Source organism: Flavobacterium soyae, assembly GCF_021245985.1.
Taxonomy (GTDB): Bacteria; Bacteroidota; Bacteroidia; order Flavobacteriales; family Flavobacteriaceae; genus Flavobacterium; species Flavobacterium soyae.
On the sequence record NZ_JAJQXA010000003.1, the window covers coordinates 219996 to 244995 of the forward strand.

25 protein-coding genes are annotated in these 25000 nt (G+C 33.4%); 5 read left to right on the top strand and 20 right to left on the bottom strand.

Annotated features, from left to right (window positions below; all coding sequences use genetic code 11):
• Positions 1 to 4 precede the first annotated feature (4 nt).
• From LUU93_RS05355 to LUU93_RS05435, 17 genes are all read right to left on the bottom strand, one after another.
• Positions 5 to 322: a gamma-glutamylcyclotransferase family protein gene (locus tag LUU93_RS05355; RefSeq protein WP_232679081.1), complete on the bottom strand. Its 318-nt coding sequence runs from the start codon at positions 320 to 322 to the stop codon at positions 5 to 7.
• A 57-nt stretch (positions 323 to 379) separates the two neighbouring features.
• On the bottom strand, positions 380 to 1561 hold the full coding sequence (trpB, locus tag LUU93_RS05360) for a tryptophan synthase subunit beta (RefSeq protein WP_232679083.1): 1182 nt from the start codon (positions 1559 to 1561) through the stop codon (positions 380 to 382).
• 12 nt (positions 1562 to 1573) lie between these two features.
• Entirely contained in the window at positions 1574 to 2206 is a 633-nt protein-coding gene (locus LUU93_RS05365) for a phosphoribosylanthranilate isomerase (protein ID WP_232679086.1), read from the bottom strand.
• 85 nt (positions 2207 to 2291) lie between these two features.
• Complete coding sequence (gene trpC / locus LUU93_RS05370; protein WP_232679088.1) at positions 2292 to 3071, bottom strand: indole-3-glycerol phosphate synthase TrpC; 780 nt, start codon at positions 3069 to 3071, stop codon at positions 2292 to 2294.
• A gap of 73 nt (positions 3072 to 3144) precedes the next feature.
• The gene (trpD, locus tag LUU93_RS05375; protein ID WP_232679090.1) at positions 3145 to 4137 is read right to left on the bottom strand and encodes an anthranilate phosphoribosyltransferase; all 993 of its coding nucleotides are present in this window, start codon (positions 4135 to 4137) and stop codon (positions 3145 to 3147) included.
• Positions 4138 to 4182: 45 nt separating this feature from the next.
• Positions 4183 to 5877, bottom strand: coding sequence for a right-handed parallel beta-helix repeat-containing protein (locus tag LUU93_RS05380; RefSeq protein WP_232679092.1), 1695 nt, complete (start codon positions 5875 to 5877; stop codon positions 4183 to 4185).
• Positions 5878 to 5992: 115 nt separating this feature from the next.
• Complete coding sequence (locus tag LUU93_RS05385) at positions 5993 to 6559, bottom strand: anthranilate synthase component II (protein ID WP_232679094.1); 567 nt, start codon at positions 6557 to 6559, stop codon at positions 5993 to 5995.
• 85 nt (positions 6560 to 6644) lie between these two features.
• Positions 6645 to 7088 carry a hypothetical protein gene (locus LUU93_RS05390; protein ID WP_232679096.1) on the bottom strand — a complete coding sequence of 148 codons (444 nt, stop codon included), beginning with the start codon at positions 7086 to 7088 and terminating at the stop codon, positions 6645 to 6647.
• Between the two features lie 99 nt (positions 7089 to 7187).
• Complete coding sequence (locus LUU93_RS05395) at positions 7188 to 8588, bottom strand: anthranilate synthase component I family protein (protein ID WP_232679099.1); 1401 nt, start codon at positions 8586 to 8588, stop codon at positions 7188 to 7190.
• Positions 8589 to 8887: 299 nt separating this feature from the next.
• The gene (locus LUU93_RS05400; RefSeq protein ID WP_232679101.1) at positions 8888 to 10165 is read right to left on the bottom strand and encodes a beta-helix domain-containing protein; all 1278 of its coding nucleotides are present in this window, start codon (positions 10163 to 10165) and stop codon (positions 8888 to 8890) included.
• Positions 10166 to 10837: 672 nt separating this feature from the next.
• Complete coding sequence (locus LUU93_RS05405) at positions 10838 to 11404, bottom strand: YceI family protein (protein WP_232679102.1); 567 nt, start codon at positions 11402 to 11404, stop codon at positions 10838 to 10840.
• 30 nt (positions 11405 to 11434) lie between these two features.
• On the bottom strand, positions 11435 to 12067 hold the full coding sequence (locus LUU93_RS05410) for an NAD(P)H-dependent oxidoreductase (protein ID WP_232679105.1): 633 nt from the start codon (positions 12065 to 12067) through the stop codon (positions 11435 to 11437).
• 4 nt (positions 12068 to 12071) lie between these two features.
• Positions 12072 to 12533: a MarR family winged helix-turn-helix transcriptional regulator gene (locus LUU93_RS05415; protein ID WP_232679107.1), complete on the bottom strand. Its 462-nt coding sequence runs from the start codon at positions 12531 to 12533 to the stop codon at positions 12072 to 12074.
• Positions 12534 to 12758: 225 nt separating this feature from the next.
• Positions 12759 to 14336 (bottom strand): glycerol-3-phosphate dehydrogenase/oxidase, encoded by a 1578-nt coding sequence (locus tag LUU93_RS05420; protein WP_232679109.1) that lies wholly within the window; start codon positions 14334 to 14336, stop codon positions 12759 to 12761.
• Positions 14337 to 14804: 468 nt separating this feature from the next.
• On the bottom strand, positions 14805 to 15284 hold the full coding sequence (locus tag LUU93_RS05425) for a DUF6691 family protein (RefSeq protein WP_232679111.1): 480 nt from the start codon (positions 15282 to 15284) through the stop codon (positions 14805 to 14807).
• A gap of 10 nt (positions 15285 to 15294) precedes the next feature.
• On the bottom strand, positions 15295 to 15864 hold the full coding sequence (locus LUU93_RS05430) for a YeeE/YedE family protein (RefSeq protein WP_232679114.1): 570 nt from the start codon (positions 15862 to 15864) through the stop codon (positions 15295 to 15297).
• 124 nt (positions 15865 to 15988) lie between these two features.
• Complete coding sequence (locus LUU93_RS05435; protein ID WP_232679116.1) at positions 15989 to 17404, bottom strand: MBL fold metallo-hydrolase; 1416 nt, start codon at positions 17402 to 17404, stop codon at positions 15989 to 15991.
• Between the two features lie 213 nt (positions 17405 to 17617).
• On the opposite strand from LUU93_RS05435, the gene LUU93_RS05440 reads away from it, so the two are divergent.
• The 5 genes from LUU93_RS05440 (at position 17618) to LUU93_RS05460 (ending at position 22262) form a co-directional block, all read left to right on the top strand.
• Positions 17618 to 18208 (top strand): HD domain-containing protein, encoded by a 591-nt coding sequence (locus tag LUU93_RS05440; protein WP_232679118.1) that lies wholly within the window; start codon positions 17618 to 17620, stop codon positions 18206 to 18208.
• Positions 18209 to 18559: 351 nt separating this feature from the next.
• Positions 18560 to 19906 (top strand): cytochrome ubiquinol oxidase subunit I, encoded by a 1347-nt coding sequence (locus LUU93_RS05445; protein ID WP_232679120.1) that lies wholly within the window; start codon positions 18560 to 18562, stop codon positions 19904 to 19906.
• A gap of 2 nt (positions 19907 to 19908) precedes the next feature.
• On the top strand, positions 19909 to 20985 hold the full coding sequence (cydB, locus tag LUU93_RS05450; RefSeq protein WP_232679122.1) for a cytochrome d ubiquinol oxidase subunit II: 1077 nt from the start codon (positions 19909 to 19911) through the stop codon (positions 20983 to 20985).
• A 390-nt stretch (positions 20986 to 21375) separates the two neighbouring features.
• Positions 21376 to 21825, top strand: coding sequence for a Panacea domain-containing protein (locus LUU93_RS05455; protein WP_232679124.1), 450 nt, complete (start codon positions 21376 to 21378; stop codon positions 21823 to 21825).
• Positions 21825 to 22262: a hypothetical protein gene (locus LUU93_RS05460; protein ID WP_232679126.1), complete on the top strand. Its 438-nt coding sequence runs from the start codon at positions 21825 to 21827 to the stop codon at positions 22260 to 22262. The genes LUU93_RS05455 and LUU93_RS05460 overlap by 1 nt, the downstream gene beginning before the upstream one ends.
• A 51-nt stretch (positions 22263 to 22313) precedes the next feature.
• Here the strand turns inward: LUU93_RS05460 and LUU93_RS05465 are convergent, their stop codons facing one another.
• The 3 genes from LUU93_RS05465 to LUU93_RS05475 all read right to left on the bottom strand — a co-directional run bounded on the left by LUU93_RS05465 (position 22314) and on the right by LUU93_RS05475 (position 24497).
• On the bottom strand, positions 22314 to 22535 hold the full coding sequence (locus tag LUU93_RS05465; protein WP_232679130.1) for a hypothetical protein: 222 nt from the start codon (positions 22533 to 22535) through the stop codon (positions 22314 to 22316).
• Between the two features lie 151 nt (positions 22536 to 22686).
• The gene (locus tag LUU93_RS05470; RefSeq protein ID WP_232679133.1) at positions 22687 to 23472 is read right to left on the bottom strand and encodes a sulfite exporter TauE/SafE family protein; all 786 of its coding nucleotides are present in this window, start codon (positions 23470 to 23472) and stop codon (positions 22687 to 22689) included.
• A 398-nt stretch (positions 23473 to 23870) separates the two neighbouring features.
• Positions 23871 to 24497 (bottom strand): Crp/Fnr family transcriptional regulator, encoded by a 627-nt coding sequence (locus LUU93_RS05475; RefSeq protein ID WP_232679137.1) that lies wholly within the window; start codon positions 24495 to 24497, stop codon positions 23871 to 23873.
• Between the last annotated feature and the right edge of the window lie 503 nt (positions 24498 to 25000).

Genomic DNA, 25000 nt, shown 5'->3' on the forward strand with positions numbered 1-25000 from the left:
TTATTTAGTTTTCCATATAAATCCAGGCCGAAATTCCTGATTTTAAAGTAACCTTAACTCTTTTATAAGCATTAGATTCAAATAAATCTACTTTTGCTAAATCTGCGTTAGTAACATTGAAAACAACTCCATGAATAACTTCTGAAGGATTTTCGCTTGGTACAACGACAACATAATCAGCCATTCCAAATTCTTCTTCAATTTGAAGGCTTTTTAGTTTATAACCAAGAAGCTGGTCAGGAGTTCCAGTTAATACTTTATTGAAAACCTGCATTTGAATTTGTTTTGATCGTAATGTTCCGTAAGAGAATAACTTTTCCATATCTACTTTTTTCTCGTTATTTGTTTGCGTTAGCGAATGCCCAAATTACGATTATTATTACAATTTAAAATAATCAATATAATTGTCTAAATCTTTATCGCCACGTCCAGAAAGACTAATAACGACAACATCTGTAGGTTTAAATTTCTTTTGATCTAAAACTGCAAATGCATGGGCGCTTTCAATCGCCGGAATAATTCCTTCTAGTTTTGTCAATTGCAAGCCTGCATTCATAGCATCATCATCGGTTACAGAGAAGAATTCACCGCGTCCGGTTTGTGCCAAATGTGCATGTAAAGGTCCAACTCCAGGATAATCTAACCCTGCTGAAATTGAATACGGCTCAGTAATTTGTCCGTCTGGCGTTTGCATTAAAAGGGTTTTGCAGCCGTGAATAACCCCCACTTTTCCTAATTTACTTGTTGCAGCACTATGCCCGCTGTCAACACCTTTTCCTGCAGCTTCAACGGCAATAATTCCAACTTCAGGTTCGTGTAAAAAGTGGTAATATGTTCCTGCGGCGTTACTTCCGCCGCCAATACAAGCAACAACATAATCAGGATTTTCTCGTCCTTCTTTTTCTTTTAACTGCCATTTTATTTCTTCTGAAATAATACTTTGAAAACGTGTAACCATATCGGGATAAGGATGAGGTCCAATCGCCGATCCGATTATATAATGTGTATCAACAGGATTATTAATCCAATCGCGAATGGCTTCGTTTGTAGCGTCTTTTAAAGTACGTGAACCCGAAAGTGCCGGACGAACTTCTGCGCCTAACATTTTCATACGGGCCACATTCGGAGCCTGACGCGCAATGTCAATTTCGCCCATGTAAACGATACATTCAATTCCCATTAAAGCGCATACTGTTGCCGATGCTACACCATGTTGACCTGCTCCGGTTTCGGCAATAATTCTTTTTTTACCTAAACGTTTTGCTAATAAAATCTGCCCAATTGTGTTGTTGACTTTGTGCGCTCCGGTATGGTTTAAATCTTCTCTTTTTAGATAGACTTTGGTATTGTATTTTTCAGATAATCGCTTTGCAAAATACAACGGACTTGGGCGTCCTACATAATCTTTTAGCAATTGGTTGAACTCAGCTTTAAAATCTGGTTCATCCATTATGCTTAGATATTTTTGGCGTAATTCTTCTACATTTGGATACAGCATTTCAGGAATGTAAGCTCCTCCAAATTCTCCGTAATATCCTTTTTCGTTGACGTTAAAACTCATTTTATTTAAAGTTTAAAAGTTGGCAACATCAAATTTTCGTTTGAAATTGCTAAATAGATTTCTGTTTTTAAGCCCTGGTTCGATTTCAAATTTACTATTTACATCGATAGCATAAATTGGTAAATTGCTTTTTGAAATTTCTTCAATGGCTTTTAATTCGTTAATTCCGATTCCGCCGCTCAAAAAGAATGGTTTGTCTGAATTGTATTTTTTTAATATCGTCCAGTCAAATGTTGTTCCGTTGCCGCCGGGTAATTTTCCTTTTGTATCAAACAGGAAATAATTACAGACAGGTTCGAAAGGTTTTATCACTTCAAAATCAAAGTTTTCATCTGCAGAAAATGCTTTTATGATTTCGATTTTTTTTGACAGTTTATTTTTTAGTTCCGATACAAATTCAACGGATTCATTTCCATGTAACTGAACGGCTTGCAAATTGTATTTTGTTACTTTTTCCAGAATTTCTTCCTGACTTTGATTTACAAAAACTCCCACTTTTTTGATTGTTTTTATAAGTTCAGGAATGGTTCCGTTAAAATATCGTGCGGATTTTTCCCAGAAAATAAATCCCATATAATCGGGTAGGAGTGCGCCTACTTCGAGAATGTTTTTGGGATATTTCATGCCGCATATTTTGAGTTTCATTTTTTTTGATGCTTTAAGCTTTAAGCTTTAGGCTTTAGGCTAAATTAGTAATGTTGAGAAAGGCTTATTGCTTATAGCTTAAAGCCTATAGCTGACTAATAAAGTCAACAGCTGCTTGTCCGGCGTTATCGGTTTTCATGAAGTTTTCCCCAATTAAGAAACCTTTGTAACCGTAAGGTTTTAATTCCTGAATGGCTTCGATTGATGAAATACCGCTTTCGGAAACTTTTACAAAATCATCCGGAATTTGGGATGCCAATTGTTTGCTGAAATCTAAGCTTACTTCAAACGTTTTTAGATTTCTGTTGTTTACACCAATCATGTCTAGAGTTGGCATAATCGATTTTTCCAGTTCTTCCTGATTATGTACTTCCAGTAAAACCTCTAAACCTAATTTTTTGGCAAATTCAGATAATGATTTAATTTCATTACGAGTTAAAACAGCTGCTATCAGAAGAATTAAATCGGCTCCGTGGGCTTTGGCTTCCAGAATTTGGTATTCATCGACAATAAATTCTTTTCGCAAAAGCGGAATATTTACGCTTGCTCTTGCCAAAAGTAAATCGTCAAGAGAACCTCCAAAATATTTCCCGTCTGTTAAAACAGAAATTCCGCAAGCTCCGGCATTTTCATAACCTTTTACAACTTCTTCAACTGTAAAGTTGTGATTAATAACTGATTTTGAAGGAGAACGGCGTTTGTGTTCTGCAATAATTCCAGTCGAACTTGCTCTTAGTTTTTGGCTTAATGAAATCGTTTCTTTTCCAAAAAATACAGAAGCTTCCAACTGAGAAACCGGAATGATTGATTTTTTGAGAACGACTTCTCTTTGTTTATCAAATATTATTTTATCTAAAATGTTCATTGTTGTTGTTTTGCCACAAAGTCACAAAGACGCAAATTTATTAGTGCTAATTCGTGAAATTTGTGTTTGTTTTTTATTTACTTAATTCCTGTAATGCTTTTAATGCTTTTAATCCTTTTCCGGATAGTAAACTTTCTTTTGCCAGTTCAAATCCTTCAAGCGGAGAACATTTTGTAACGGTTGCAATTGCCATTGCTGCATTGGCACAAACTACATTATTCTGTGCTTCGTTTCCTTTTCCAGATATGATATTAGTGAAAATTTCAGCCGATTCTTCGATGGTTTTTCCGCCTTCGATTTCTGTTTGAGATAAAAGTCTAACACCAAAATCTTCAGGTTTTAACATTCCTTCCATGTGTGATGTAATCGTTTTGGTTGGGCCTGTTAAAGAGATTTCGTCATATCCGTCAAGTGAATGTAAAATGGTGAAATTGATATCAGTATTTTGGTATAAATAAGCATACATTCTGGCTAATTCAAGATTGAAAACTCCAACTAATTGATTTTGCGGGAATGATGGATTTACCATTGGTCCTAACATATTAAAGAAGGTTTTTACAGCCAATTCTTTACGAATTGGCCCAACATTTTTCATTGCCGGGTGAAATAGGGGAGCGTGCAAAACGCAGATTCCGGCTTTGTCCATACATTTTTCTAAAAATGAAGGATCATTGCTGAATTTAATTCCCATTTTTTCCATTACGTTACTCGATCCAGAAATTGATGAAACGCCGTAATTTCCATGTTTGGCAACTTTAATTCCAGCTCCAGCTGAAATAAAAGAGGCTAAAGTCGAGATATTGAAAGTGTCCTTTCCGTCACCGCCAGTTCCGCATAAATCGATTGTATTGTAAGCTGATAAATCGACACGAACACACAATTCTAATAAAGCTTCGCGAAATCCCGAAAGTTCATCAATTGTAATGCTTCGCATCATAAATACGGTCAAAAATGCCGAAATCTGACTCGGATTGTATTGTCCGCTTGATATATTAATCAAAACGTCTTTTGCTTCTTCTTTAGAAAGTACTTCGTGATTGATTAATTTGTTTAATATAGTTTTCATTTTTTTTTTAAGTCCTTAAAATTCTAATCGAAGTAGAATTTGTTTTTATTTTTTGATAAATTTTCCTGAATCAATAATTGAATTTCCATTCATAATTACATACAGATACACGCCTTTATTAAAATTGCTTGAGACTTGCCATCGGTAAGCTGATGTAGATTCGTCTAATTTAATTTGGTTAATATCTTTACCGTTAATGTCGAAAAATTTGATTGAATCGAATTTGTAATTCTGATTTGTTTCAAATGATAAAAAATCACTTGTTGGATTAGGGAAAACTTTTACGTTTGTTATTTTAGTGTTTTGAAATTCCTCATTAGATAAATTTCCGCTAAATTCTTTTGCTCCAATATCTACAATTGTTCCATTAGATTTGCTTATCGATGGATCCCCAGCATTAACAGCAGGAGAAATACTTCTCAAAGTACAAAAAGATGATTCAGCAGAATTAATAGATTCAAATTCAGGATTTACAAAAACATTATAGTATGCATCTGAAGGGGTATTATTTTTGTTTGTTGTGATTATTGGTCCAACACCTACTGGCAAATTATTATTACCATTGCCGGAATAATTGTTGTAGAATAAATTATAAGAAACTAATTCAGGTTTATGTGTCCCGGTTGAGTAAATTCCATATGAATTATCGGTTATTATATTTGAATTAATTTTTGGTTTTGTTACTATGGATTCATTATTATATATGCTAATACCATATTTGTTAGAAAATATAGTATTGTTTACAATATTCGGCATGGCATATGCGACATTAATTCCAACTCCAGAATTAAATAAGATATTACGCTCTATTTTATATGTGCCTTGGACTTGGATAGCATCAAATACACAATTATACACAATGTTATTTTTAAAAACTGATTGAGGTGAGCTTGTGTGTATATTTATACCTATTATTGAATGATTAAAAATTTCATTATCTTCTATGTTTACAATTCCTGTAGTAAAAACAGAAAAGCCATAAGCACAATTGTATAATTTATTGTTTTTAACGGTTAAGTTACCTGTATTTCGAATACTTATTGCACTTTGTTCTGAATATCTAATGATACTGTTAGTTAAAATTAAATTTCCATTTATGTTTAGAAGGCCAATATTGTCATCATTTTTTATTTTACCATATTCGATAATAGAATAATCTATTTTTGATGTTCCAGTACTATTAATAACAATTTGATTCCAATCCTTATTTGTTGGAGAAGTTTTATTCGAAGTAAACTTAATGTAGCTGTTTGAAGAGCCATTTGCCAATAACGTTCCATTTGCAGTCAAAGAATAATAACCATCGAATTTTATTTCAACGCCTTCTTCAATTGTTAATGTTTGTCCAGCGGGAACGATTATATTTCCTGTAACTCTATAGGTATTTCCTTTTGTCCATAATCCACTAACATTACCATTTACTAAGACTAAATTGTTAGATGATAAAGTGACATCGTCTAAAACAATATTTTCACTAATAAAATAATTTAATAGTTCATAAGTTTGGTAACCATTCTTTTCATATTTAATATTATAAACCCCATTAGCAACAACAGCTGTAAAATTACCATCTATTTGAGATGTTGTTTGAGCAAGTACTGCACTAGGAGAAACTGGTGTAAAAGTAATTGTAGAGTTTTCAAAATTTGTGGTGTTATCTAAAAAAACTTTACCGCTTACATCAGCTGCAAATGAATAAGTTGAAAGAAGGATAAATAAAGTTAGTAGAATTTTTTTCATTGTTTTTTATTTGATTTAAATTTATTAGCAAAAGATAGCTTTTTTTATGCAATTCCTTTTTGCTTCAAACCTACAAAAATGTAGCTTATTTCTTGTTTTTTAATAAAGAATTATTTTAGCTTTTAATCCAATTCTCTAAAATCCTTTTTCCTTTTGGAGTAAGCACACTTTCAGGGTGAAACTGAACACCTCTTACGTCAAATTTTTTGTGTCTCAGTGACATAATCTGCCCGTTTTCATCGATAGAGGTTGCTTCAAGAGCTTCTGGTAAATTACTGTCAACGACCCATGAATGATATCTGCCCACTTCAAATTCGTTTCCTAAACCTTCAAATAAAATTTCGTCTGAAACTACTGTTTTTACATTTGTTGCAACGCCGTGGTATACTTTGTCTAGGTTCGAAAGCGTTCCTCCAAAAACTTCTCCAATAGCCTGCTGCCCTAAACAAACGCCAAGAATACTTTTTGTTGGTGCATATTTTTTAATTACGGCCTTTAATAAACCCGCTTCATCAGGGATTCCAGGACCCGGCGAAAGTAATATTTTATCGAAAGAAGCAATTTCGTCAATTTCGAATTCATCGTTTCTGTAAACCGTAACTTCGCAGTTCAAATCTTCCAGATAGTGCACTAAATTATAAGTGAAACTATCATAATTGTCTATAACTAATATTTTTTTCATTTTTTCTAAGGTTCTAAGTTGCTAAGACACTAAGTTTTCAAACTGTTACTGAAAACTGGGACTGAGACTGACAACTATTTTTTATTTATTTTTCTCGAACGTACTTTTCAGTAATAATTCTATCGATTCCTAATTTTTCTACTTTTTCTATTCCCTTTTGAGTTAAAGTGTCGTTTTTAATTTTTACTACAAACTCAAATTTTCCATTTTCCCATTGGCGGTTGTTGAAGTACTCTAAATTCTCGGTATAAACACTATCTTTTAAAGTATATTTTCCGCCTCCGCCAAAGAATACTGCATTTGTTGAATCTTTACCATTATTTAAATCATGATTTAAAAAAGCAAAATGTGTATCGTTAATAATTTTAATCATTTTTGTTTTTGGATTGAAAGTCGAAAAAGTTGAATCTTTTTCTGTCGTTTCTGCTGATATCAGACGCCAGGTTCCTTTAATTGGATTCTCTTTTTTTTCCGAATTACAAGAGGTTATTGTAATGATTAAAACTAGAATTGATAATACTTTTTTCATGGTTTATAGTTTTTTATAGTTTGTTTTTATTTTTTAAAGTTTCAGATTTCAAGTTTCACGTTCCAACAACTTGAAACCTGAAACAAAGAAAACTTGAAACTATATTTTTTCTGCCATTTCCAGCGCTGTATTCAATGCTCTTAATTTGTTATAAACTTCCTGCATTTCACTTTCTTCGTCAGAACTTGCTACGATTCCGGCGCCGGCCTGGTAATGTAATTGATGATTTTTACTAAGGAAAGTTCGAATCATAATGGCGTGATTAAAATTACCTTCAAAATCCATAAAACCAATTGCGCCTCCGTAGAAATTACGATTTGTTTTTTCGTAATCTTCAATCAATTGCATGGCTCTGTGTTTTGGTGCACCGCTTAAAGTTCCGGCAGGGAAAGTATCGGCGACAACCTGCATCGTCGTCGCTTTTTCGTGTAAATGACCTGTAACTTTAGAAACCAGGTGAATTACGTGCGAGAAAAACTGAACTTCTCTGTATTTCTCCACATTTACATCGTGACCGTTTCGGCTTAAATCGTTTCTTGCCAAGTCGACAAGCATTACGTGTTCACTGTTTTCTTTTTTATCTTCTGAAAGTTCTTTGGCTAGAAGTGCATCACGTTCGTCATTTCCGGTTCTTTTAAAAGTTCCGGCGATGGGGTGAATTTCGGCTTTTCTGTTTTTTACGATAATTTGCGCTTCGGGCGAAGACCCAAATATTTTGAAATCTCCATAATCAAAAAAGAATAGGTAAGGAGATGGGTTGATGCTTCTTAAGGCTCTGTAAACATTAAATTCGTCACCTTTAAAACCTTGTGTAAAACGACGAGATAAAACCAATTGAAAAACGTCTCCGCGAAAGCAATGTTTTTTTGCTAAAGCCACATTGTGTTTAAATTCTTCATCGGTTAAATTAGAGAAACCTTCGCCTTCTTTTGAAAATTTGTATGAAGCAATATTTCTGGATTGTAATAATTGTTCGATTTCAGAAATGTTATTTGTTCCATCAACGCTGTGGCAGAAAATATAGGCTTCGTTTTTAAAGTGATTGATGGCAATGATGTTTTGATAAACGGCATAAAAAACATCCGGAATTGAAGTTGCATTGTCTTTTTTAGCAATCGAAACTTTCTCGAAATAACGAACGGCATCATAAGAAATGTATCCGAATAATCCATTATTAATGAATTTAAAGTCGTTTTTCTCCGATTGAAATTTGCTTGAAAACTCCTGAATTACTTCTGGAATATTTGTTGAAGCATCAATTTTAGTCTGCTCTGAAGTTCCGTCAGGGAAAGTTTTTGAAATCGTTTCGTTTTCGATTTTAATCGTAGCAATAGGGTTACAGCATACATAAGAGAAACTGTTGTCGTTTCCGTGATAATCACTGCTTTCCAGTAATAAACTATTTGGAAATTTATCTCTTATTTTAAAATATATACTAACCGGCGTAATGGTGTCTGCCAGGATTTGTTTGTAATGTGTGTTGAGTATAAAAGGTTTCAAAGTATGTGTTTTTTAGTTTTTAATATTTTTTTCTGCTAAAATTTCGACCAAAAAAAAAGGCCTGTCGTGATGACAAGCCTTTTATATTTATAGTTTTGAAAATACCATAGGAAGCTTAGTTCACGACGTTTGACGTAAATTGTTCCACCACCAAGTATTGTTCATTATTGTTCTCATATCTTATTTTGATGTGACAAAGATATAAATGTAATTTGAATTAGAATACATAAAATCTCAAAAAAAACTTTTCTAATTTTTGAAATTTGTTAAATTTTAAACTCTAAAGTTTGCTTAAGGCCTTAGTTTCCAATCGCAATCGTATTATTAACATTTGCTCTAAAATCTGGATTTCCTTTGATATTTGGCAGTGTAAACAACTCATTGTTCTTGTATTTTGAGTATTCTATCCCAGAATTTGGATTGTAATAATTTTGAATTGCAGCATCAGCACTAGATGATTCACTTGTAATTCCGCCGTTGCAATTGTTCACGATTATGTTTTTGAAACTCATTTTTGCCAAGCTTTCGTCTCCATTTCCAATATTGCTTTCTAATAAAACAAAAGGAGAAAAACCAGAAACAATACTATTGCTTAAATTAAAAAAAGTGTTTTCTCTAATATGAATAGATTCTCTAACCAGGCCTTGGTTGTTTTCTTCAAGATTTACTAAAGTGATATTGGTTGCATTGATTTTTGTCATTTTTTTAGTCATATCAGTATTTTGAATCTTATCATAAGAATCGACTTCAAAACATCTTGAACCCGAAATATCTGATGAAAAAGGATGACGAATAGCAATACTGTTGCTGATGCTAATTTGAGCTCCTTGTGTAAAATCGAAATCGTCGTCAGTAGTTCTGTATGAAATTAAATTATTCATATTTAAATCTCCTCCGTAACATTCAAAAGAATCGTCGTTTGAAAAACTGATCTGGATATTGCTTAAAATTGTTTTTCTCCCAACACCAGCCAGAGAAAGACCGTTAAGTTCTTTTTCTGAACTCAGTTTTCTACCGGCAAATTCTATCCTGACATATTTTAAAATGCCTGAATTGTCTTCGGCATCCTGACCTCCATAATGATTTAATATTGGATCTAAAGTAAAAGGAAGTGTGTGAAGTCCGCCAAGCGAATTAATTGGAGCTTTTCCTAAAATGATTATTCCGCCCCAGTCTCCCGGACGTCTGTCTGTGATTTCTTTGTTTGAAGTAAAAACGATTGGGTCAGTTTCTAAACCTTCGGCCACAATTTTTGCACCATTTGTAACAACAAGAGTTCCGCAGGTTTTATCATCGCCTCTTATTATAGTTCCGGGCTCGATGGTTAAAGTTGCATTGTTTGTCACATAAACAATACCTACCAGCTGGTAGGTATTTCGTTTTACTAATCTGGTATCTTTGTCAATCGTTCCGGCAATTATGTTGGTTGCTTCACTGTATTCTATTTTAGACGGATTAAAATTAGTCCAATTATTCATCCAGTTATTGGTGCCGGTTATTCCTTTTATCTGTTGTTGAGCTTGTAGAAAAAAAGTGCTTATAAGTGTAATTATTGCAACACATATTTTTGTTTTCATAGCTATAATTTTAATTTCTGTTTTTTGATTTTTATTTTCCTCAAAATTAGACCCCGAATGTTAATCAATACGGGGATAGTTATTATGAAAGCGTTATTTTATCATTAAGAATGTTATGATTTTGAAAAGAAATAAGATATTTAACCAGAGAAAACGCTGCTTCAAAATTGTTTGCAATTAAATTTTCATTTAAAGATAATTTGTAACTTTAATAAAAATAAAAGAAATGGATTTAGATACTCGAAAAGTGATTTTTATTAGAGACTTTCTTAAGCTTGAAAGTGAGAAATGAAGTTAAAGACTTTTTGGACTGATTTTACTAAAAAAGTACTTAAGAATATTTTTTGATTATTATAAAAAGAAGCCAATTTAAGCGTTGCAAGAAAACTTGTTATAGGAATTACGAAAGAAACAACTAAGCAGCAAGGACAATCTGAAATTGGACAAAAGGAAGAACTTTTAGAAAGTTATTCAAAAGAAATCCGTTATTTGATATTTAAAAATTATAAGATTATTTATTGGATAAATTCTGAAAGAAATTCAATTGAAATTCTGGATGTATTTGATACCAGACAAAATCCAATAAATATTAAAAGACATAAATAAAAAAGAAAAACCCCAATAGAATCAACTATTGGGGTTTTTCTTATATATGAATTAGTAAGCCTGAAATTAGAATTTTAAAGCTACTGTTAATTCGAAATCATCGCTGATAGTTTTATCTCCTAAACCTTCGAAGAAACTTCCAGAACCGTATTTAATATCATATTTAGTTCTGTCAACTTTAAATGCAGTTGTAGCAGTGTTTCCACTTACAGTAATATCAAAAGTTACTGGTTTAGTGATTCCTTTAATAGTTAAATCAGCAGTTACTGTGTAAACGTCAGCAGATTTAGCACCAATAGTTTTGAAAACTAATTTTGAAGTTGGGAATTTATCAGTTCCAAAGAAATCGTCAGCTTTTAAGTGACCGTTTAATTTACCTTGGTATTCTCCACTTAAATCTGTAGAAGTTAATGAAGTCATATCAACTGTGAAGCTTCCTCCAACTAATTTTTTTCCTTTGAAAACTACAGCACCTTCTTTAAAGTTTACTGTTCCAGAGTGTTCTCCTGTTACTTTTTTACCTACCCATTTGATAGTAGACGCTTTTACGTCGATTTTTTTAGTTTGTGCGTTTACTGAGATACCAGCTGCTGCTACGAATAATGCAATTGCAATTGTTTTTAAATTTTTCATGTTGTTAAAATTGAATTTGATTAATAATAATTATATAGTGATAAATAATTCCTCGTGAGATTTTCTAACTTTTTTGAAATGCTGAGCATCGTCCTCATCATGTCTGTAACCTACAGCAGCAATAACTGTAGTACTTAGGCCTAGTTTATCAAAACCTAAGATTTTGTTGAATTCTGCTGCATTGAAACCTTCCATAGGTGTAGCATCGATTTTTAATTCAGAAGCAGCACTTAATAAAGTACCCAAAGCAATGTAAGTTTGTTTTGCTGTCCAGATGTTTTTAGCTTCATCAGATAAGTTTGCAACTGTACCTTTCATCATATCGCTAAATCCAGCTAAAGCATCAGCAGGAACACCTCTTGTTTTGCTTATATTGTTGATATAATTGTCTACAGAATGTACTCCAAGATTTACATCATTTGCAAATACAAATATTTGAGAAGCATCTGTAAGCTGTGTTTGTCCGTAAGCTGCAGCTTTTAATTGTTCCCTAATTTCCGGATTTTCTACAATAACAACTTTGTATGGTTGTAATCCGTATGAAGAAGCACTTAATCTAACAGCTTCTTTTAAAGTATTTAAATCTGCTGAAGATACTTTTTTAGAAGCATCATATTTTTTTGTTGCATATCTCCAGTTTAAATTATCTAATAATGTACTCATAATTTTAATTTTGTTGGGTTCGGTATTTTTCTAATAATGTGTTTAATAATTCTAATTCTTCCTGACTTATATTTTTGGCAAACGAACGCTCGTGCTCGTCTACCTTTGGGTCTAATTCTTTTAAAACATCAAGTCCTTTCTGTGTAATCAAGACTTCAATTTTTCGTCGATTGCCCGGACAGACATTTCTTGTTACAAAATCTTTCAGTAATAATTTATCAACTAATCGGGTTGTGTTACTCGTTTTAGCTAACATGCGTTCTTGTATCACACACATATTAGCAGGATTTCCTTTTTGTCCTCTTAATATACGCAGTACATTATATTGTTCTCCAGATAAATCATACGGCTTTATCAACTCGTTGAAATGATCCTGAATCACATTCTGTGTGTACATGATATTCAGAATAACTTTTTTCGCATTATCCATCTTAACTGTACTTTTAATAACCTCTTCAATTGTCATAGTCGTAAGTGTATAATTTGTATATACAAATGTATGGTTTTTAATATTTGTATATACAAGTGTTTCGTTAATTTTTTGTTAATTGAATTAGCGTGAAATTGAAAGTGTACAAAAAACAGAATAAAAATACTCTAATTTTAAATGTAAAATATTGATTAATAAATGTTTAATGATTACTTAAAATTGAATTTAACTTTGTCAAAGTTTTAGATTTTGACAAAAGGCTTATTGAAATTCAGACAAAAGAAAGCCTCTTGCTATTTTTTTGAAATTTAAAATTTCTTTATTTATCCACTCTTCATTATGTCCAAGTTCTTTAGCAATCAGTTTTGCTACTTTTTCTGAAGATTGAATTGCGGCTCTGGCATCTAAGAACAATAAACGAACGCGTCTTGCTAAAATATCATCAACAGTTCTTGCCATTTCATATCGTATAGCCCAAAGCACTTCTGCCATAGTGAATTCGTGATCGGGATGTACTTTTTCTTTTAATTCAGGATTGTTTTGTTGTAATTCGATTATTTTAGGAATGTCAGAACCATAGATATACAAATGATTTTCTCTGTCTAAAGCTGCAGTAGTTTTATTTCCATGAATCGCAAGATGTTCTGTAATACATCGTTTTTTAGGCAGTTTACCAATACTAATTGCTTTGTTTATAATATCTTCAGCTATTTTTCTGTATGTTGTCCATTTTCCTCCAGTTATAGTTATTAAGCCTGTTTCAGATACAATAATTTTATGGCTTCGGGAAACTTCTTTGGTTTTTTTGCCTTCCTCTTCGGGTGCTGCCAAAGGACGTAAGCCTGCAAAAACCGATAAAACATCTGCTCTGGTTGGTTTTTTCGCTAAAAAATGCTGTGCTGTTTCTAATACAAATTTGATTTCACTTTCTAAAGCAATAGGTTCTAAACTATGTTTTTTAATTAATGTATCTGTTGTGCCTACTACAATCCGGTTATGCCAGGGTACAGCAAACAAAACTCGTCCGTCACTTGTTTTTGGGATCATCAAAGCATGATCTCCGGGTAAAAAAGATTTATCAAAAACTAGATGAATGCCCTGGCTAGGGACGATATATTTTTTATAAACAGTATCGTTTAGTTTCATTATGGCATTTGTAAAAACACCCGTAGCGTTTATAATTGCGGCACCTTTTAAATTGTATTTATCTCCTGTTTCCTGATCTTCTGCTTCAACACCAATAACATGGTTTTTATTGTCTTTTATTAAATTTATAACTTTTACATAGTTTAAAATACAAGCTCCTTTTTCTACGGCAGTTTGAGCGATATTAATAGCTAAACGCGAATCATCAAACTGCCCGTCATGATAAATAACGCCATTTAGTAAACCAGCTTCTTCTACGTTAGGAAGCATTTCGATTGTTTTTTTCTTAGAAATATATTTTGAACGGCCTAAACTTAAACGTCCGGCCAATAAATCATAAACAGTTAATCCAATAGTATAAATGAAACTGCTCCACCAATTGTAATTTGGGATCACAAAAGATTGGTTTTTGACTAAGTGACCCGCATTTTTAACTATTAAGCCTCTTTCTTTCAGCGCTTCTATGACCAGGTGAATATTTCCTTGTTCCAGATAACGTACGCCGCCATGAATCAATTTAGTACTTCTGCTAGAAGTTCCTTTTGCAAAATCAACCGCTTCGACTAAAATTGTTTTGTATCCTCTGCTAGCAGCATCAAGAGCAGTTCCTAAACCGCTGGCACCGCCTCCAATAATAATTACATCCCATTTTTCAGTGTTTTTTAATATCGATAGCTGTTCTGAACGGTTCATATATAATGCTCTTTTTTTTTGGATTTTTTGTTTAAAGCAAACTTAGCGAAACGAAATTAGATTTAGATGAAGAAATGTCTTGGTTGTTAAAGTTTGTTTTTATTTCAGGTTTCAGGTTGATTCATTAGGTTTCAAAAAACAAACCCGACAGATTTTTAAAATCTGTCGGGTTTGTTGTAGATTATATTTTCGTCTAAGTTAGTCTAAAGACAATTTTTAATATTCCGTTAGGAATATTTCGTCGATAGAAAAAAATAGAATTGTTTTGAATTGAATTGTGTCCTGTAGGGACACCGTTTTCAACAGAATATAAGACTAGGCTCGTTAATCAAACGTTCCTACGGAACGTATAACCGCAGCTCAAATTTAATTCTACCAACCAGACATTCCTTCGGAATGAAATTGGATTTTATTTTCTTTAAGTTTCGTAAAGCAACTTGAAACATGAAACCTGAAACAAAAAATATATCAATGAGGAAGTTTGTCTTTTATCCAGCCATAAAACCACGTTCCTGCAATAGCACTTAATAAAGTAACAATAATTACAGTAGCACCAGTTCCAATTTGTGCAAAAAGCGGTCCCGGACAAGCTCCGGTAATAGCCCATCCAAAACCGAATAACAATCCGCCATAGATTTGTCCTTTACTGAACGTTTTTGGCTGAATTTCGATTTTCTCGCCCTGAAGCGTTTTAATATTGAATTTTTTAATGATGAAAACCGAGATAACACCAACAGCAACTGCGCTTCCAATTACGCCATACATAAAGAATGACTGCAGGTGGAACATTTCCTGAATACGAAACCAACTGATGATTTCTGCTTTTACAAATACAATCCCAAAAAATATTCCAACAATTAAATATTTAAGGTTTGCGAATCCTGTTTCTTTTTTATGACTTGCATTGATTCCTTCGCTATCTGTATTTTTATTTTCTAAATTGTTCATTTTTGAAATTTTAAAGTGAAAGAATATAAGGTAAAATCAAAAGTGACATTACAAAACCGCCAATCATAAAACAGATTGTAGCGATTAATGAAGGCCATTGTAAATTTGATAATCCCATTATGGCGTGTCCGCTCGTGCATCCGCCGGCATAACGAGTTCCGAAACCAACTAAAAATCCGCCAACAACAATCATAATAAATCCGCGAAGGGTTAATAAACTTTCCCAGGAAAATAACTGCGCCGGAACTAAACCAGAATGATCCGTGATTCCGTAAGAAGCTAATTGTTCTGAAAGTTCTGGAGTAATTTGAACATTATTTGGGTTTGATAAAAAGTAGGCACCAATAACACCGCCAAGAAATATTCCGAAAACGAAGAATAAATTCCAGCTTTCTTTTTTCCAGTCGTATTTAAAAAACGAAATGTTAGAAGGAATACAAGCCGCACAAATGTGGCGAAGCGAAGAACTAATCCCAAAAGATTTATTTCCGATAATTAATAAAATAGGAACAGTCAATCCGATTAAAGGACCAGCAATGTACCAAGGCCAAGGTTCTTGAATAATTTCCAGTAGATTCATTTGTTAGTTTTTTTGCCACAGATTTCACAGATTCAAAAGGATATCTTTTTTATCTGTAAAGTCTGCCTGCTAATTTTATATTTAATTTTAATCTGTGTTAATCATTTTAATCTGTGGCAAAAATCTATTTTAGAACCTTGCTTTGGCAGATAAAATCTGATTTTGGGATTTCAGTTTTTGCGATGGCTCCAAAACCGCCGTCAATTTCGCTAAAGTTTCTAAAGCCTCGTGCCTGCAAAATCGAAGCCGCAATCATACTGCGGTAACCACCTGCGCAATGTAAATAAAAATGCTCGTTAGGGTTAATGTCTTTTACCCAGTCATTGATATAAGCAAGAGGTTTACTGTAAGCATCTTCGATATGTTCTGCTTCATATTCCGTTTCTTTACGAACATCAATAACTTTATCTTCTTTGATATTAAATTTACCGGCAAATTGTTCTGCCGAAATTCGGTTAACACTATCAATTTCAAAACCAGCTTTTTCCCAAGCTTCAAAACCGCCTTCTAAATGCCCGATTATAAAATCAAAACCAACACGGCTTAAACGCGTAACGGTTTCTTCTTCAAGACCAAGTTCGGTTACTAATATAATAGGCTGTCTTACATCGCCCACTAAAGTTCCAACCCACGGCGCAAAATCACCATTGATCCCTATATTAATAGACTGCGGAATAAATCCTTTAGCAAAATCACTGCTTTTTCGTGTATCTAAAACCAAAGCTCCAGTTTCTTCGGCAACTGCCTCAAAATCTTTTGCCTCAATAGCTTTCATTCCGTTATGTAAAACTGTTTCAAAACTTTCATAACCTTGTTTGTTCATGGCCACGTTCATGCTGAAATAAGCTGGAGGAGGCAATAATCCGTCGGTCACTTCTTTGATAAATTCAGCTTCCGTCATATTCGCACGCAAAGCATAATTCGTAGCTTTTTGATTTCCAATTGTTGAAACTGTTTCTTTGCTCATGTTTTTTCCGCAGGCGCTTCCGGCACCGTGTGCAGGATAAACGATTACATCATCGGCAAGAGTCATAATTTTATCTCTAAGTGAATGAAATAAAATTCCGGCCAATTGATCCTGAGTCATTCCCGCAGCTTTTTGTGCCAAATCAGGACGGCCAACATCACCAATAAATAAAGTATCTCCAGAAAAAACAGCATGATCTTTTCCGTTTTCGTCAATCAATAAATAGGTTGTACTTTCCATAGTGTGACCTGGAGTATGCAGTACTTTTATCGTCACATTTCCAAGTTTGAACTCCTGTCCGTCTTTTGCAGAAATACAGTCAAACTCACAGGCTGCATTTGGCCCGTAAACAATTGGAGCTTCAGTTTCTTTACTTAAATCGATGTGTCCCGAAACAAAATCAGCGTGAAAATGTGTTTCAAAAATATATTTTAACTTTACCTGATCGCGTTTTAAACGATCTAAATAAGGCTGAATTTCTCTTAACGGATCAATAATCGCTGCTTCTCCGTTAGAAGTTATATAGTATGCACCTTGTGCGAGACATCCGGTATAAATTTGTTCTATTTTCATAATACGTGTTGTAAAAATGATGGAATACAAAGGTAACTTTGTTTTTTATTAAAATAGGTGACTAATGTTACAGAAATTGGATTTTCGTGTAAAAAAAATATGGATTTTGTCATGTGCATTATATAATTTGGTTTAAACCCGAGCAATTAAGTTTTAACTTATAATTTTGTACATGACGAATATCATTTTAAAAGAAAAAAAACAATTATAAAGATGAATACAGCAGACTTATTAGATCAAATTACCTTTATAAAAGAAATTGATAAAGTAAAATATATTCAGCGTAAAACGAAGCTGTTTAATAGTGACCGAAATGAAAATGATGCAGAACACAGCTGGCATTTGGCTTTAATGGCAATTGTTTTGGCAGAACACTCTAATGAACCAATTGATGTTCTGAAAGTCGTAAAAATGGTTTTGATACATGACATTGTAGAAATTGATGCCGGAGATGTTTTTATTTATGATACTGTAAAAAGTCATGATAATACAGATGAAGAGCGATTGGCCGCGAATCGAATTTTTGGTTTACTTCCGAAAAAACAAGCTGAAGAATTGATTTCTATTTGGGAAGAGTTTGAAGCTGGTGAAACCAACGAAGCAAAATTCGCAAAATCTATGGACAGATTAGAGCCTTTACTGCAGAATATTTCTAACAACGGCGGGACCTGGAAAGAGTTTGGAGTGAATTATAATAAGGTTTACGAGAAAAAGAGCATTATAAAAAATGGTTCAACATCGTTATGGAATTACGCCGAAGGTTTGATAAATGAAAGTGTAGAAAAAGGAATTTTAAAAAAATAATCAAATATAGCCTGCGGTTTCAACTGCGGGAAACGTATCAGGATTATACATTGTGTTTCCGTGGTTGAAACCACGGGTTATGTTTTATGCAAATCTATACGAAATCTTGTTATTGCGACGAAGGAGAAATCGTACGCGCTGATAGATAAAGATTGGCGATTTTCTTTGCGGAGTTTCTAGTGCGATTTCTCCTTCGTCGAAATGACATACTTTATCATAAAATATAAATGTGATTTCTACTTTTAAATTGTTGAAAAGTTTAACAAATATTAGGTGATAAACTTCTTTTAAAAGGTATTAATTCGGGTTGTAATGGTTAAATTTGTTGAACTTCATAAATAAATACCACTTATGGAAGAAATGCTCTTTTATGACCGAATGCAATTTGCCTTCACCATTACTTTTCATTATCTTTTTCCACAGCTTACAATGGGTCTTTCGCTCATTATTGTTTATTTCAAATGGAAATACTTAAAAACTAAAGACGAACAATACAATCACGCCACCCATTTCTGGATGAAAATCTTCGCTCTGAATTTTGCGATGGGCGTTGTAACGGGAATTCCCATGGAATTTCAATTTGGGACGAACTGGGCAAAATTCTCTGAATTAACCGGAGGAATTATTGGCCAGACGCTCGCAATGGAAGGAATGTTTTCTTTCTTTCTCGAATCTTCTTTTTTAGGTTTATTTTTATTTGGAGAAAAACTCCTTGGCCATAAATGGCATTTTGTAACCGGATTATTAATTTGTATTGGTTCCTGGGCCAGCGGATTTTTAATTATTGCGACACATTCGTGGATGCAGAACCCGGTTGGTTATGAAATCCTTGAAAACGGAAAATTTGTATTGAATAATTTTCAGGCTTTATTCTTAAATCCGTGGCTATGGCCTTCTTATCTCCACAATCAGGCCGCTTCTTTGGTGACAAGCTCGTTTGTTGTTGCCGGAATTGGGGCTTTCTATATTTTAAGCCAAAAGAATGTTTCTTTCGGGAAATTGTTCCTTAAAACAGGAGTTGTCTTCGGATTGATTTCTAGTGTTATAGTAGCTGTTCCAACGGGAGATTTACTGGCAAAAAATGTTGTGAAACATCAGCCGGTGACTTTTGCTGCAATGGAAGGAATTTTTCATACCGAGAAAAAGGGCTCCGAAATTGTATTAATTGGTCAGCCCGATGTTAAAGATAAAAAACTCGATAATAAAATTGCCGTTCCTAATATTTTAAGTTTCCTGACTTACGGAAACTGGGAACAGGAAATTAAAGGCTTAGATCAATTTGAAGAAGATCTTCACCCAACAAATATTTCAGGATTGTATTATGCATATCATATTATGGTAGGACTTGGAACTGTATTTATTGGGTTAATGGTTATTTCTCTCTTTCAATTAATCCGGGGAAAATTATTTCAAACTAAATGGATTTTATGGTCACTTATGTTTATGATGCCATTTCCGTACATTGCCAATACAACAGGCTGGTACACGGCTGAATTAGGAAGACAGCCCTGGCTGGTTTACAATTTAATGCGAACTGCTGCCGGTGCTTCGCCAACGGTTTCATCAGGAAATACACTGTTTACATTACTTGGCTTTATTGGTTTATACCTTTTACTGGGAATGTTGTTTTTACTTTTGATTGGAAAAATTATCAATAAAGGGCCTCATAATGTGGAACTTTCAACAGAAAAAATATAAGTATGGAATTTTTTTGGTACGTAGTTTTAATGGGAATCCTGGCTGTTTATCTGGTTTTAGACGGTTATGATTTTGGGGCAGGAATTATTCATTTATTTTTTGCCGATACAGAAAAAGATAAAAAAGCAATTACAAGTGCAATAGGTCCGTTTTGGGATGCCAATGAAGTCTGGCTTATTGCAGCCGGAGGGGTTTTATTTTTTGCTTTCCCTACTTTATATGCTTCTTCTTTCAGTGGCTTTTATCTGCCTTTGATTATGATTTTATGGCTTTTGATTTTCCGAGCTATCGGATTGGAAATGCGCGGACAGATTCATAACCCAATGTGGGAAACCATTTGGGATAAAGCTTTCGGAATTGCAAGTTTACTTTTGGCACTGTTCTTCGGGATTGCTTTGGGAAATATTGTTCGAGGCGTAAATCTCGGAATGGTGCAAAATGGTGTTTCAACGCAAGAAGCACATTATTTCTTTCTGCCTTTGTGGAATCCAACTTTTAGTCCGCAGGCAAATGAATTGGGAATTATTGACTGGTTTACGCTTTTTCTTGGAATTGTAAGCACTGTCGCTTTAACGATTCATGGCGCCAACTGGATTATTTATAAAACAAATTCATCTTTAAACCCGAAGCTTAAAAAGGTTGTTTTTGCATTGAATATTGTTCTGTTGGTTTTAGTTTGTATTTCATTGCAGGTTTGGCATTTTATAGAGCCAAAACCGTTTCATAATTTTGTCGAAAATCCTATTCTTTGGTTTTTCCCGCTTTTGACTTTCGTTGGAATTCTGGGATTGTTTAAAGTCCGTTCGTTTCAAAAAGACGGTTACGGATTTATGTTTTCGACTTTCTTTTTAGTGGGGGGATTTGCTTCGACAGCCGTTTCTATTTTTCCGAATGTTCTGCCTTCGACTAATAAAGTAAATCCGTCGTTAACAATTTATAATACTGCCGCCGGAGAATATGGATTAAATGCCGGAATGAGCTGGTTTTTTGTGGCTTTATTTCTTGTGATAATTTATTTTATTATTCAGTATCGAGTTTTTAGCGGTAAAATGGATGATATTGGGTATGGAGAACATTGATGGTTTTTATTTTTTGTCACGACCCGAGCGATAACGGACGAAGCAATTCACGAATTTTTATTTTGATATAAAATCAATTGCCTCCAGTTTTAACTGGAGGTTTTTTTATTGGTATTCAAAAGGCTTTAGCCCAAATTGTAAAGTTTGGCTAAAGCCTTTTAGTTATATAGACTTATTTACCTCCAGCTAAAGCTGGAGGCAATTTATAAAAGGCTTTTAGTTGTAGTTTTTGTTAATCGTGAATATAGCGGATAGCTTCCTGATGGCTATCGGGATAGGCAACACACAAAGACTTCACATTAAATTTCTTTAATATAATTTTTACAGATATTGTATTTGATCTGCTTTTTATTAGTTTTGTTAGAAGAGAAATAATTAAAATTTTAGAAAATGTATAATTGTTTTGATATAGCAAAGTATTTCATAGAATTAGCAAAAGAAGAAGGTCAGGGACTTGACCCGATGAAATTGCTAAAGCTGACTTATATTTCGGATGGATGGCATTTGGGAATTACTGGAAAACCGCTTTTTGAAAACGAAATTCAGGCCTGGAAATATGGTGCGGTTATTCCAGATTTGTATTATGCAATACGAATGTTTGGGAAAGATCCTGTTGATCCTTTTTTGTTGAATATATCTGCGAAAACGCCATTAAAAGAGGAAGATAAAGAGTTCCTGAAAAAAATCTGGGATAATTACAAAGGTTTATCCGGATTGCAGCTTTCTGCACTAACACATGAAGAGGGGAGTCCGTGGTCACAAACCTGGGATGGAACGCATGATGTTGTAATTGGAAATGATTTAATTAAAGAATATTATCAGGAAAAACTAAATAGTTAATGGAAAAAACTTTAGCAGAAAAATTACCGGAAAGTGCTTTAGGAAACGATATTATTAATGTTCCAAAAGATGTAACAAAAGAGGCAGAAAAAGAAGATCATTTAATGAGGCCTTATGATCCTAAAAGCCATTCGGAATATATAGAACTTAAAAGATTTGAAATCGAACAGGCAAATGAAAGTTTGGAACGAAAGTTAAGACAGGAAAATGCCAGAAAAGCTTTTGTTTTTTCGTCAAGATGGGCTATTTTTATTGCTCTTGTTATTTTACTGCACGGAGCAGGTGCATCGTATAAATTCTTTATTTTATCGCAAACCGAATTTTTATTTGTTGTTGGAACTTTAACGACTTCTATTTTTACTTTTTATACTTTGGTTTTGAGGTATTTATTTTATCGAAAACCAATTGCTAAAATGGTCGAGAAGAAAATAGCTTAAATAGTTTCATCTTTGTTAAAGTTTCAAACCAAGACTGTAAGGAACTTTCTTTCATGTATTAAATGTTTGTAATTTATCAGGATCCCCTCCGCAATGTATTACTACTTGTTTTATAATTTCATTTTGCAATTCATTACAAAATGAAATTTTGGGAATCTTATATCCTTTTAATTTTTTTACATTCCAATCAACCATCGTTTCTTTAGCAAAAAAATCCAGATGATCCTCTGAAATATAATCTAAGATTTCTTTGACTTCTGTTCTGTTCTGCATTTCTTAAATCGGTTAAAATATATCTGCAAAATAAAAAAATTATTGTTTTATCAGAGTTCCTTACAGTCTTGGTTTTAAACTTTGACAAAGATTATCTACAAGCAAAATTAAATTAAAAAATATCTGCCAAATCTGCGAGAGAAAATAATCTCTAAAACAAAACCTCTTTAGCAATTATATAAAATCCCATTACGAGAACAAACCACCCAAAGAGCGGTTTTAATCTAGTTCCGTCAATTTTTTTAGAAAGCTGGCTTCCAATTAACATTCCGAAAAGGGCCATTCCCGAAACACCTAATAAAAAAGAATAATTAATTGGAGTTCCAATGTATAAATCACCTCCAAAACCTATTGAAGAATTGATCGTAATGATTAATAACGAAGTTCCCACAGCTTGTTTCATTGGTAATTTTGCAAAAAATAAAAGTGCAGGAATTATTAAAAATCCACCGCCGGCGCCAAGAAACCCGGTTACAATCCCCACTAAAAAGCCAATGATACCTAATTGAACATAATTGGTTTCGGTGCTTTTTATTTCCGGAAGGTTTTTTCGAATCATAGAAATTGCCGCCGTTATCATCAAAACCGAAAAGACTATCATAATCAGAAAATCTTTTGAAACGGTATAAGATGCCACAGAAAAAAGTGTCGCAGCGATTTGAGGAAATATGACTTCACGAATTATTAAAATTGAAATCACAGAAGGAATCGCAAAATAAAGAGCTGATTTTATCTTAAGATTTCCCATTTTATAATGGCTGTAACTTCCAAATAAAGCGGTTAATCCAACAATAAATAAGGAATAAGAAGTGGCCTGGTCTGGATTTACTCTAAATAAATATACAAGAATAGGAATTGTCAGGATTGATCCGCCGCCGCCAATTAAGCCTAGTGAAATCCCAATAATGATTGAAGCAAAATATCCTAAATATTCCATTGCATTTATTTTTATGCAAAGTTGCTTCGTTAATTATGAATCTACAGTAACATTTATCACATATGGATATTTTTTGCCCACGGGTTTTACGGATGAAACGGGTTGACACAGATTATTTGTTGCATTGAGCAGATAAATTTTAACACATAGAGACATAGCTTTACTAACTCAAAAAAAGGCGTTTCACTTGCATCAACACACATAGCTATGTGTAAATAATGTATTATTTATTTCAACCTTTTACTAAGAAAAAAAAATCTATGTTTCTATGTGTTTAAAATTGAAGATAAAGTTTGTCAGTTCGAGCGAAGTCGAGAACCCGCAAAGCATTTCGACTTCGCTCAATGTGACAAAACATCAGTGAAAACCCGTTTCATCCGTAAAATCTGTGGGCAATATTACTTTAATAATTCAATCTGGTTTCGGTTTAGTTTGACCAAACCGCGCTGTTCCATTTTTTTTAATAATCTGGAAATCACTTCTCTTGAAGTATTTAATTCGGTGGCGATTTCCTGATGCGAAAGTTTGACTTCAGAACAGCCGCAGGCATCAGAATGTCTTTTTAAATAAAATTCTAAACGTTCGTCCATAGAACGAAAAGCAATATTATCGACAACTTCCAGAACTTCTTCAAAACGGCTTCGGTAAGTTTCAATTACAAATTCATACCACGATTTGTGTTCCATCATCCATTTATCCATCATTTGCAGCGGAATCATCATAACCGAAACATCTTCGACCACTTTTGCCATGATTTGGCTTTTTTCACTTTTTGCAGTACAGATCATAGAGATGGCGCAGGCTTGTCCGGGCTGTAGATAATACATTAAAAACTCGCCGCCGTCTTCGCCTTCCCGGTAAATTTTGATTTTACCTTTGGTTATTAAAACGGTGTTTTTGATGTATTGTCCGGTACGCATTAAAATAGTTCCGGCCTTAAAATCCTGAAGGCTTCCATTTTCTTCTATCGTAGCGATAAGTTCGCCGGAGAAATTAGGAAAGATGGTTTTTAATGAATTTTGCATTTATTGTATTTTTAAACACATAGAGACATAGGATTTTGAAACTCAATAAAGGCATTTCACTTTCATAAATGCACATAGCTATGTGTTGATAATATATTATCTATTTTGAACTTTACTTAAAAATTTAATCTATGTTTCTATGTGTTGAAATTTATTTTTTTGACACAGATTTTACAAATTTCCAAAAAATACTTCGCGAAAACTCGTGTAATTCGCGACAAATATTTTTATCAAAAAGAGATTAAAAATTATAATTTTTTACAAAGATAATAGATTCAGCTGTCATAAATTATCAGAAAACCATATTTAAGGGTATTTTGTGCAAATGAAAAAATCCTATTTTCTATCGATTTTATAGAGTGTATTTTTAAAAATAGTAAGTAAATTTGTGTTTCACTGATTATAATACTTTCTCTAAAACGTTTTCTGAGAATAATAATCGAAATCGCATTTGGTACGTTTTTAATTAATAGAAACGTCGTAATTTTACAAAAACACATTTA

Excerpts from the sequence above, each read along its gene's own strand:
- LUU93_RS05355 (WP_232679081.1), bottom strand. The coding sequence starts at position 322 with ATGGAAAAGTTATTCTCTTACGGAACATTACGATCAAAACAAATTCAA.
- trpB (WP_232679083.1), bottom strand. The coding sequence starts at position 1,561 with ATGAGTTTTAACGTCAACGAAAAAGGATATTACGGAGAATTTGGAGGA.
- LUU93_RS05365 (WP_232679086.1), bottom strand. The coding sequence starts at position 2,206 with ATGAAACTCAAAATATGCGGCATGAAATATCCCAAAAACATTCTCGAA.
- trpC (WP_232679088.1), bottom strand. The coding sequence starts at position 3,071 with ATGAACATTTTAGATAAAATAATATTTGATAAACAAAGAGAAGTCGTT.
- trpD (WP_232679090.1), bottom strand. The coding sequence starts at position 4,137 with ATGAAAACTATATTAAACAAATTAATCAATCACGAAGTACTTTCTAAA.
- LUU93_RS05380 (WP_232679092.1), bottom strand. The coding sequence starts at position 5,877 with ATGAAAAAAATTCTACTAACTTTATTTATCCTTCTTTCAACTTATTCA.
- LUU93_RS05385 (WP_232679094.1), bottom strand. The coding sequence starts at position 6,559 with ATGAAAAAAATATTAGTTATAGACAATTATGATAGTTTCACTTATAAT.
- LUU93_RS05390 (WP_232679096.1), bottom strand. The coding sequence starts at position 7,088 with ATGAAAAAAGTATTATCAATTCTAGTTTTAATCATTACAATAACCTCT.
- LUU93_RS05400 (WP_232679101.1), bottom strand. The coding sequence starts at position 10,165 with ATGAAAACAAAAATATGTGTTGCAATAATTACACTTATAAGCACTTTT.
- LUU93_RS05405 (WP_232679102.1), bottom strand. The coding sequence starts at position 11,404 with ATGAAAAATTTAAAAACAATTGCAATTGCATTATTCGTAGCAGCAGCT.
- LUU93_RS05410 (WP_232679105.1), bottom strand. The coding sequence starts at position 12,067 with ATGAGTACATTATTAGATAATTTAAACTGGAGATATGCAACAAAAAAA.
- LUU93_RS05415 (WP_232679107.1), bottom strand. The coding sequence starts at position 12,533 with ATGACAATTGAAGAGGTTATTAAAAGTACAGTTAAGATGGATAATGCG.
- LUU93_RS05420 (WP_232679109.1), bottom strand. The coding sequence starts at position 14,336 with ATGAACCGTTCAGAACAGCTATCGATATTAAAAAACACTGAAAAATGG.
- LUU93_RS05425 (WP_232679111.1), bottom strand. The coding sequence starts at position 15,284 with ATGAACAATTTAGAAAATAAAAATACAGATAGCGAAGGAATCAATGCA.
- LUU93_RS05430 (WP_232679114.1), bottom strand. The coding sequence starts at position 15,864 with ATGAATCTACTGGAAATTATTCAAGAACCTTGGCCTTGGTACATTGCT.
- LUU93_RS05435 (WP_232679116.1), bottom strand. The coding sequence starts at position 17,404 with ATGAAAATAGAACAAATTTATACCGGATGTCTCGCACAAGGTGCATAC.
- LUU93_RS05440 (WP_232679118.1), top strand. The coding sequence starts at position 17,618 with ATGAATACAGCAGACTTATTAGATCAAATTACCTTTATAAAAGAAATT.
- LUU93_RS05445 (WP_232679120.1), top strand. The coding sequence starts at position 18,560 with ATGGAAGAAATGCTCTTTTATGACCGAATGCAATTTGCCTTCACCATT.
- cydB (WP_232679122.1), top strand. The coding sequence starts at position 19,909 with ATGGAATTTTTTTGGTACGTAGTTTTAATGGGAATCCTGGCTGTTTAT.
- LUU93_RS05455 (WP_232679124.1), top strand. The coding sequence starts at position 21,376 with ATGTATAATTGTTTTGATATAGCAAAGTATTTCATAGAATTAGCAAAA.
- LUU93_RS05460 (WP_232679126.1), top strand. The coding sequence starts at position 21,825 with ATGGAAAAAACTTTAGCAGAAAAATTACCGGAAAGTGCTTTAGGAAAC.
- LUU93_RS05465 (WP_232679130.1), bottom strand. The coding sequence starts at position 22,535 with ATGCAGAACAGAACAGAAGTCAAAGAAATCTTAGATTATATTTCAGAG.
- LUU93_RS05470 (WP_232679133.1), bottom strand. The coding sequence starts at position 23,472 with ATGGAATATTTAGGATATTTTGCTTCAATCATTATTGGGATTTCACTA.
- LUU93_RS05475 (WP_232679137.1), bottom strand. The coding sequence starts at position 24,497 with ATGCAAAATTCATTAAAAACCATCTTTCCTAATTTCTCCGGCGAACTT.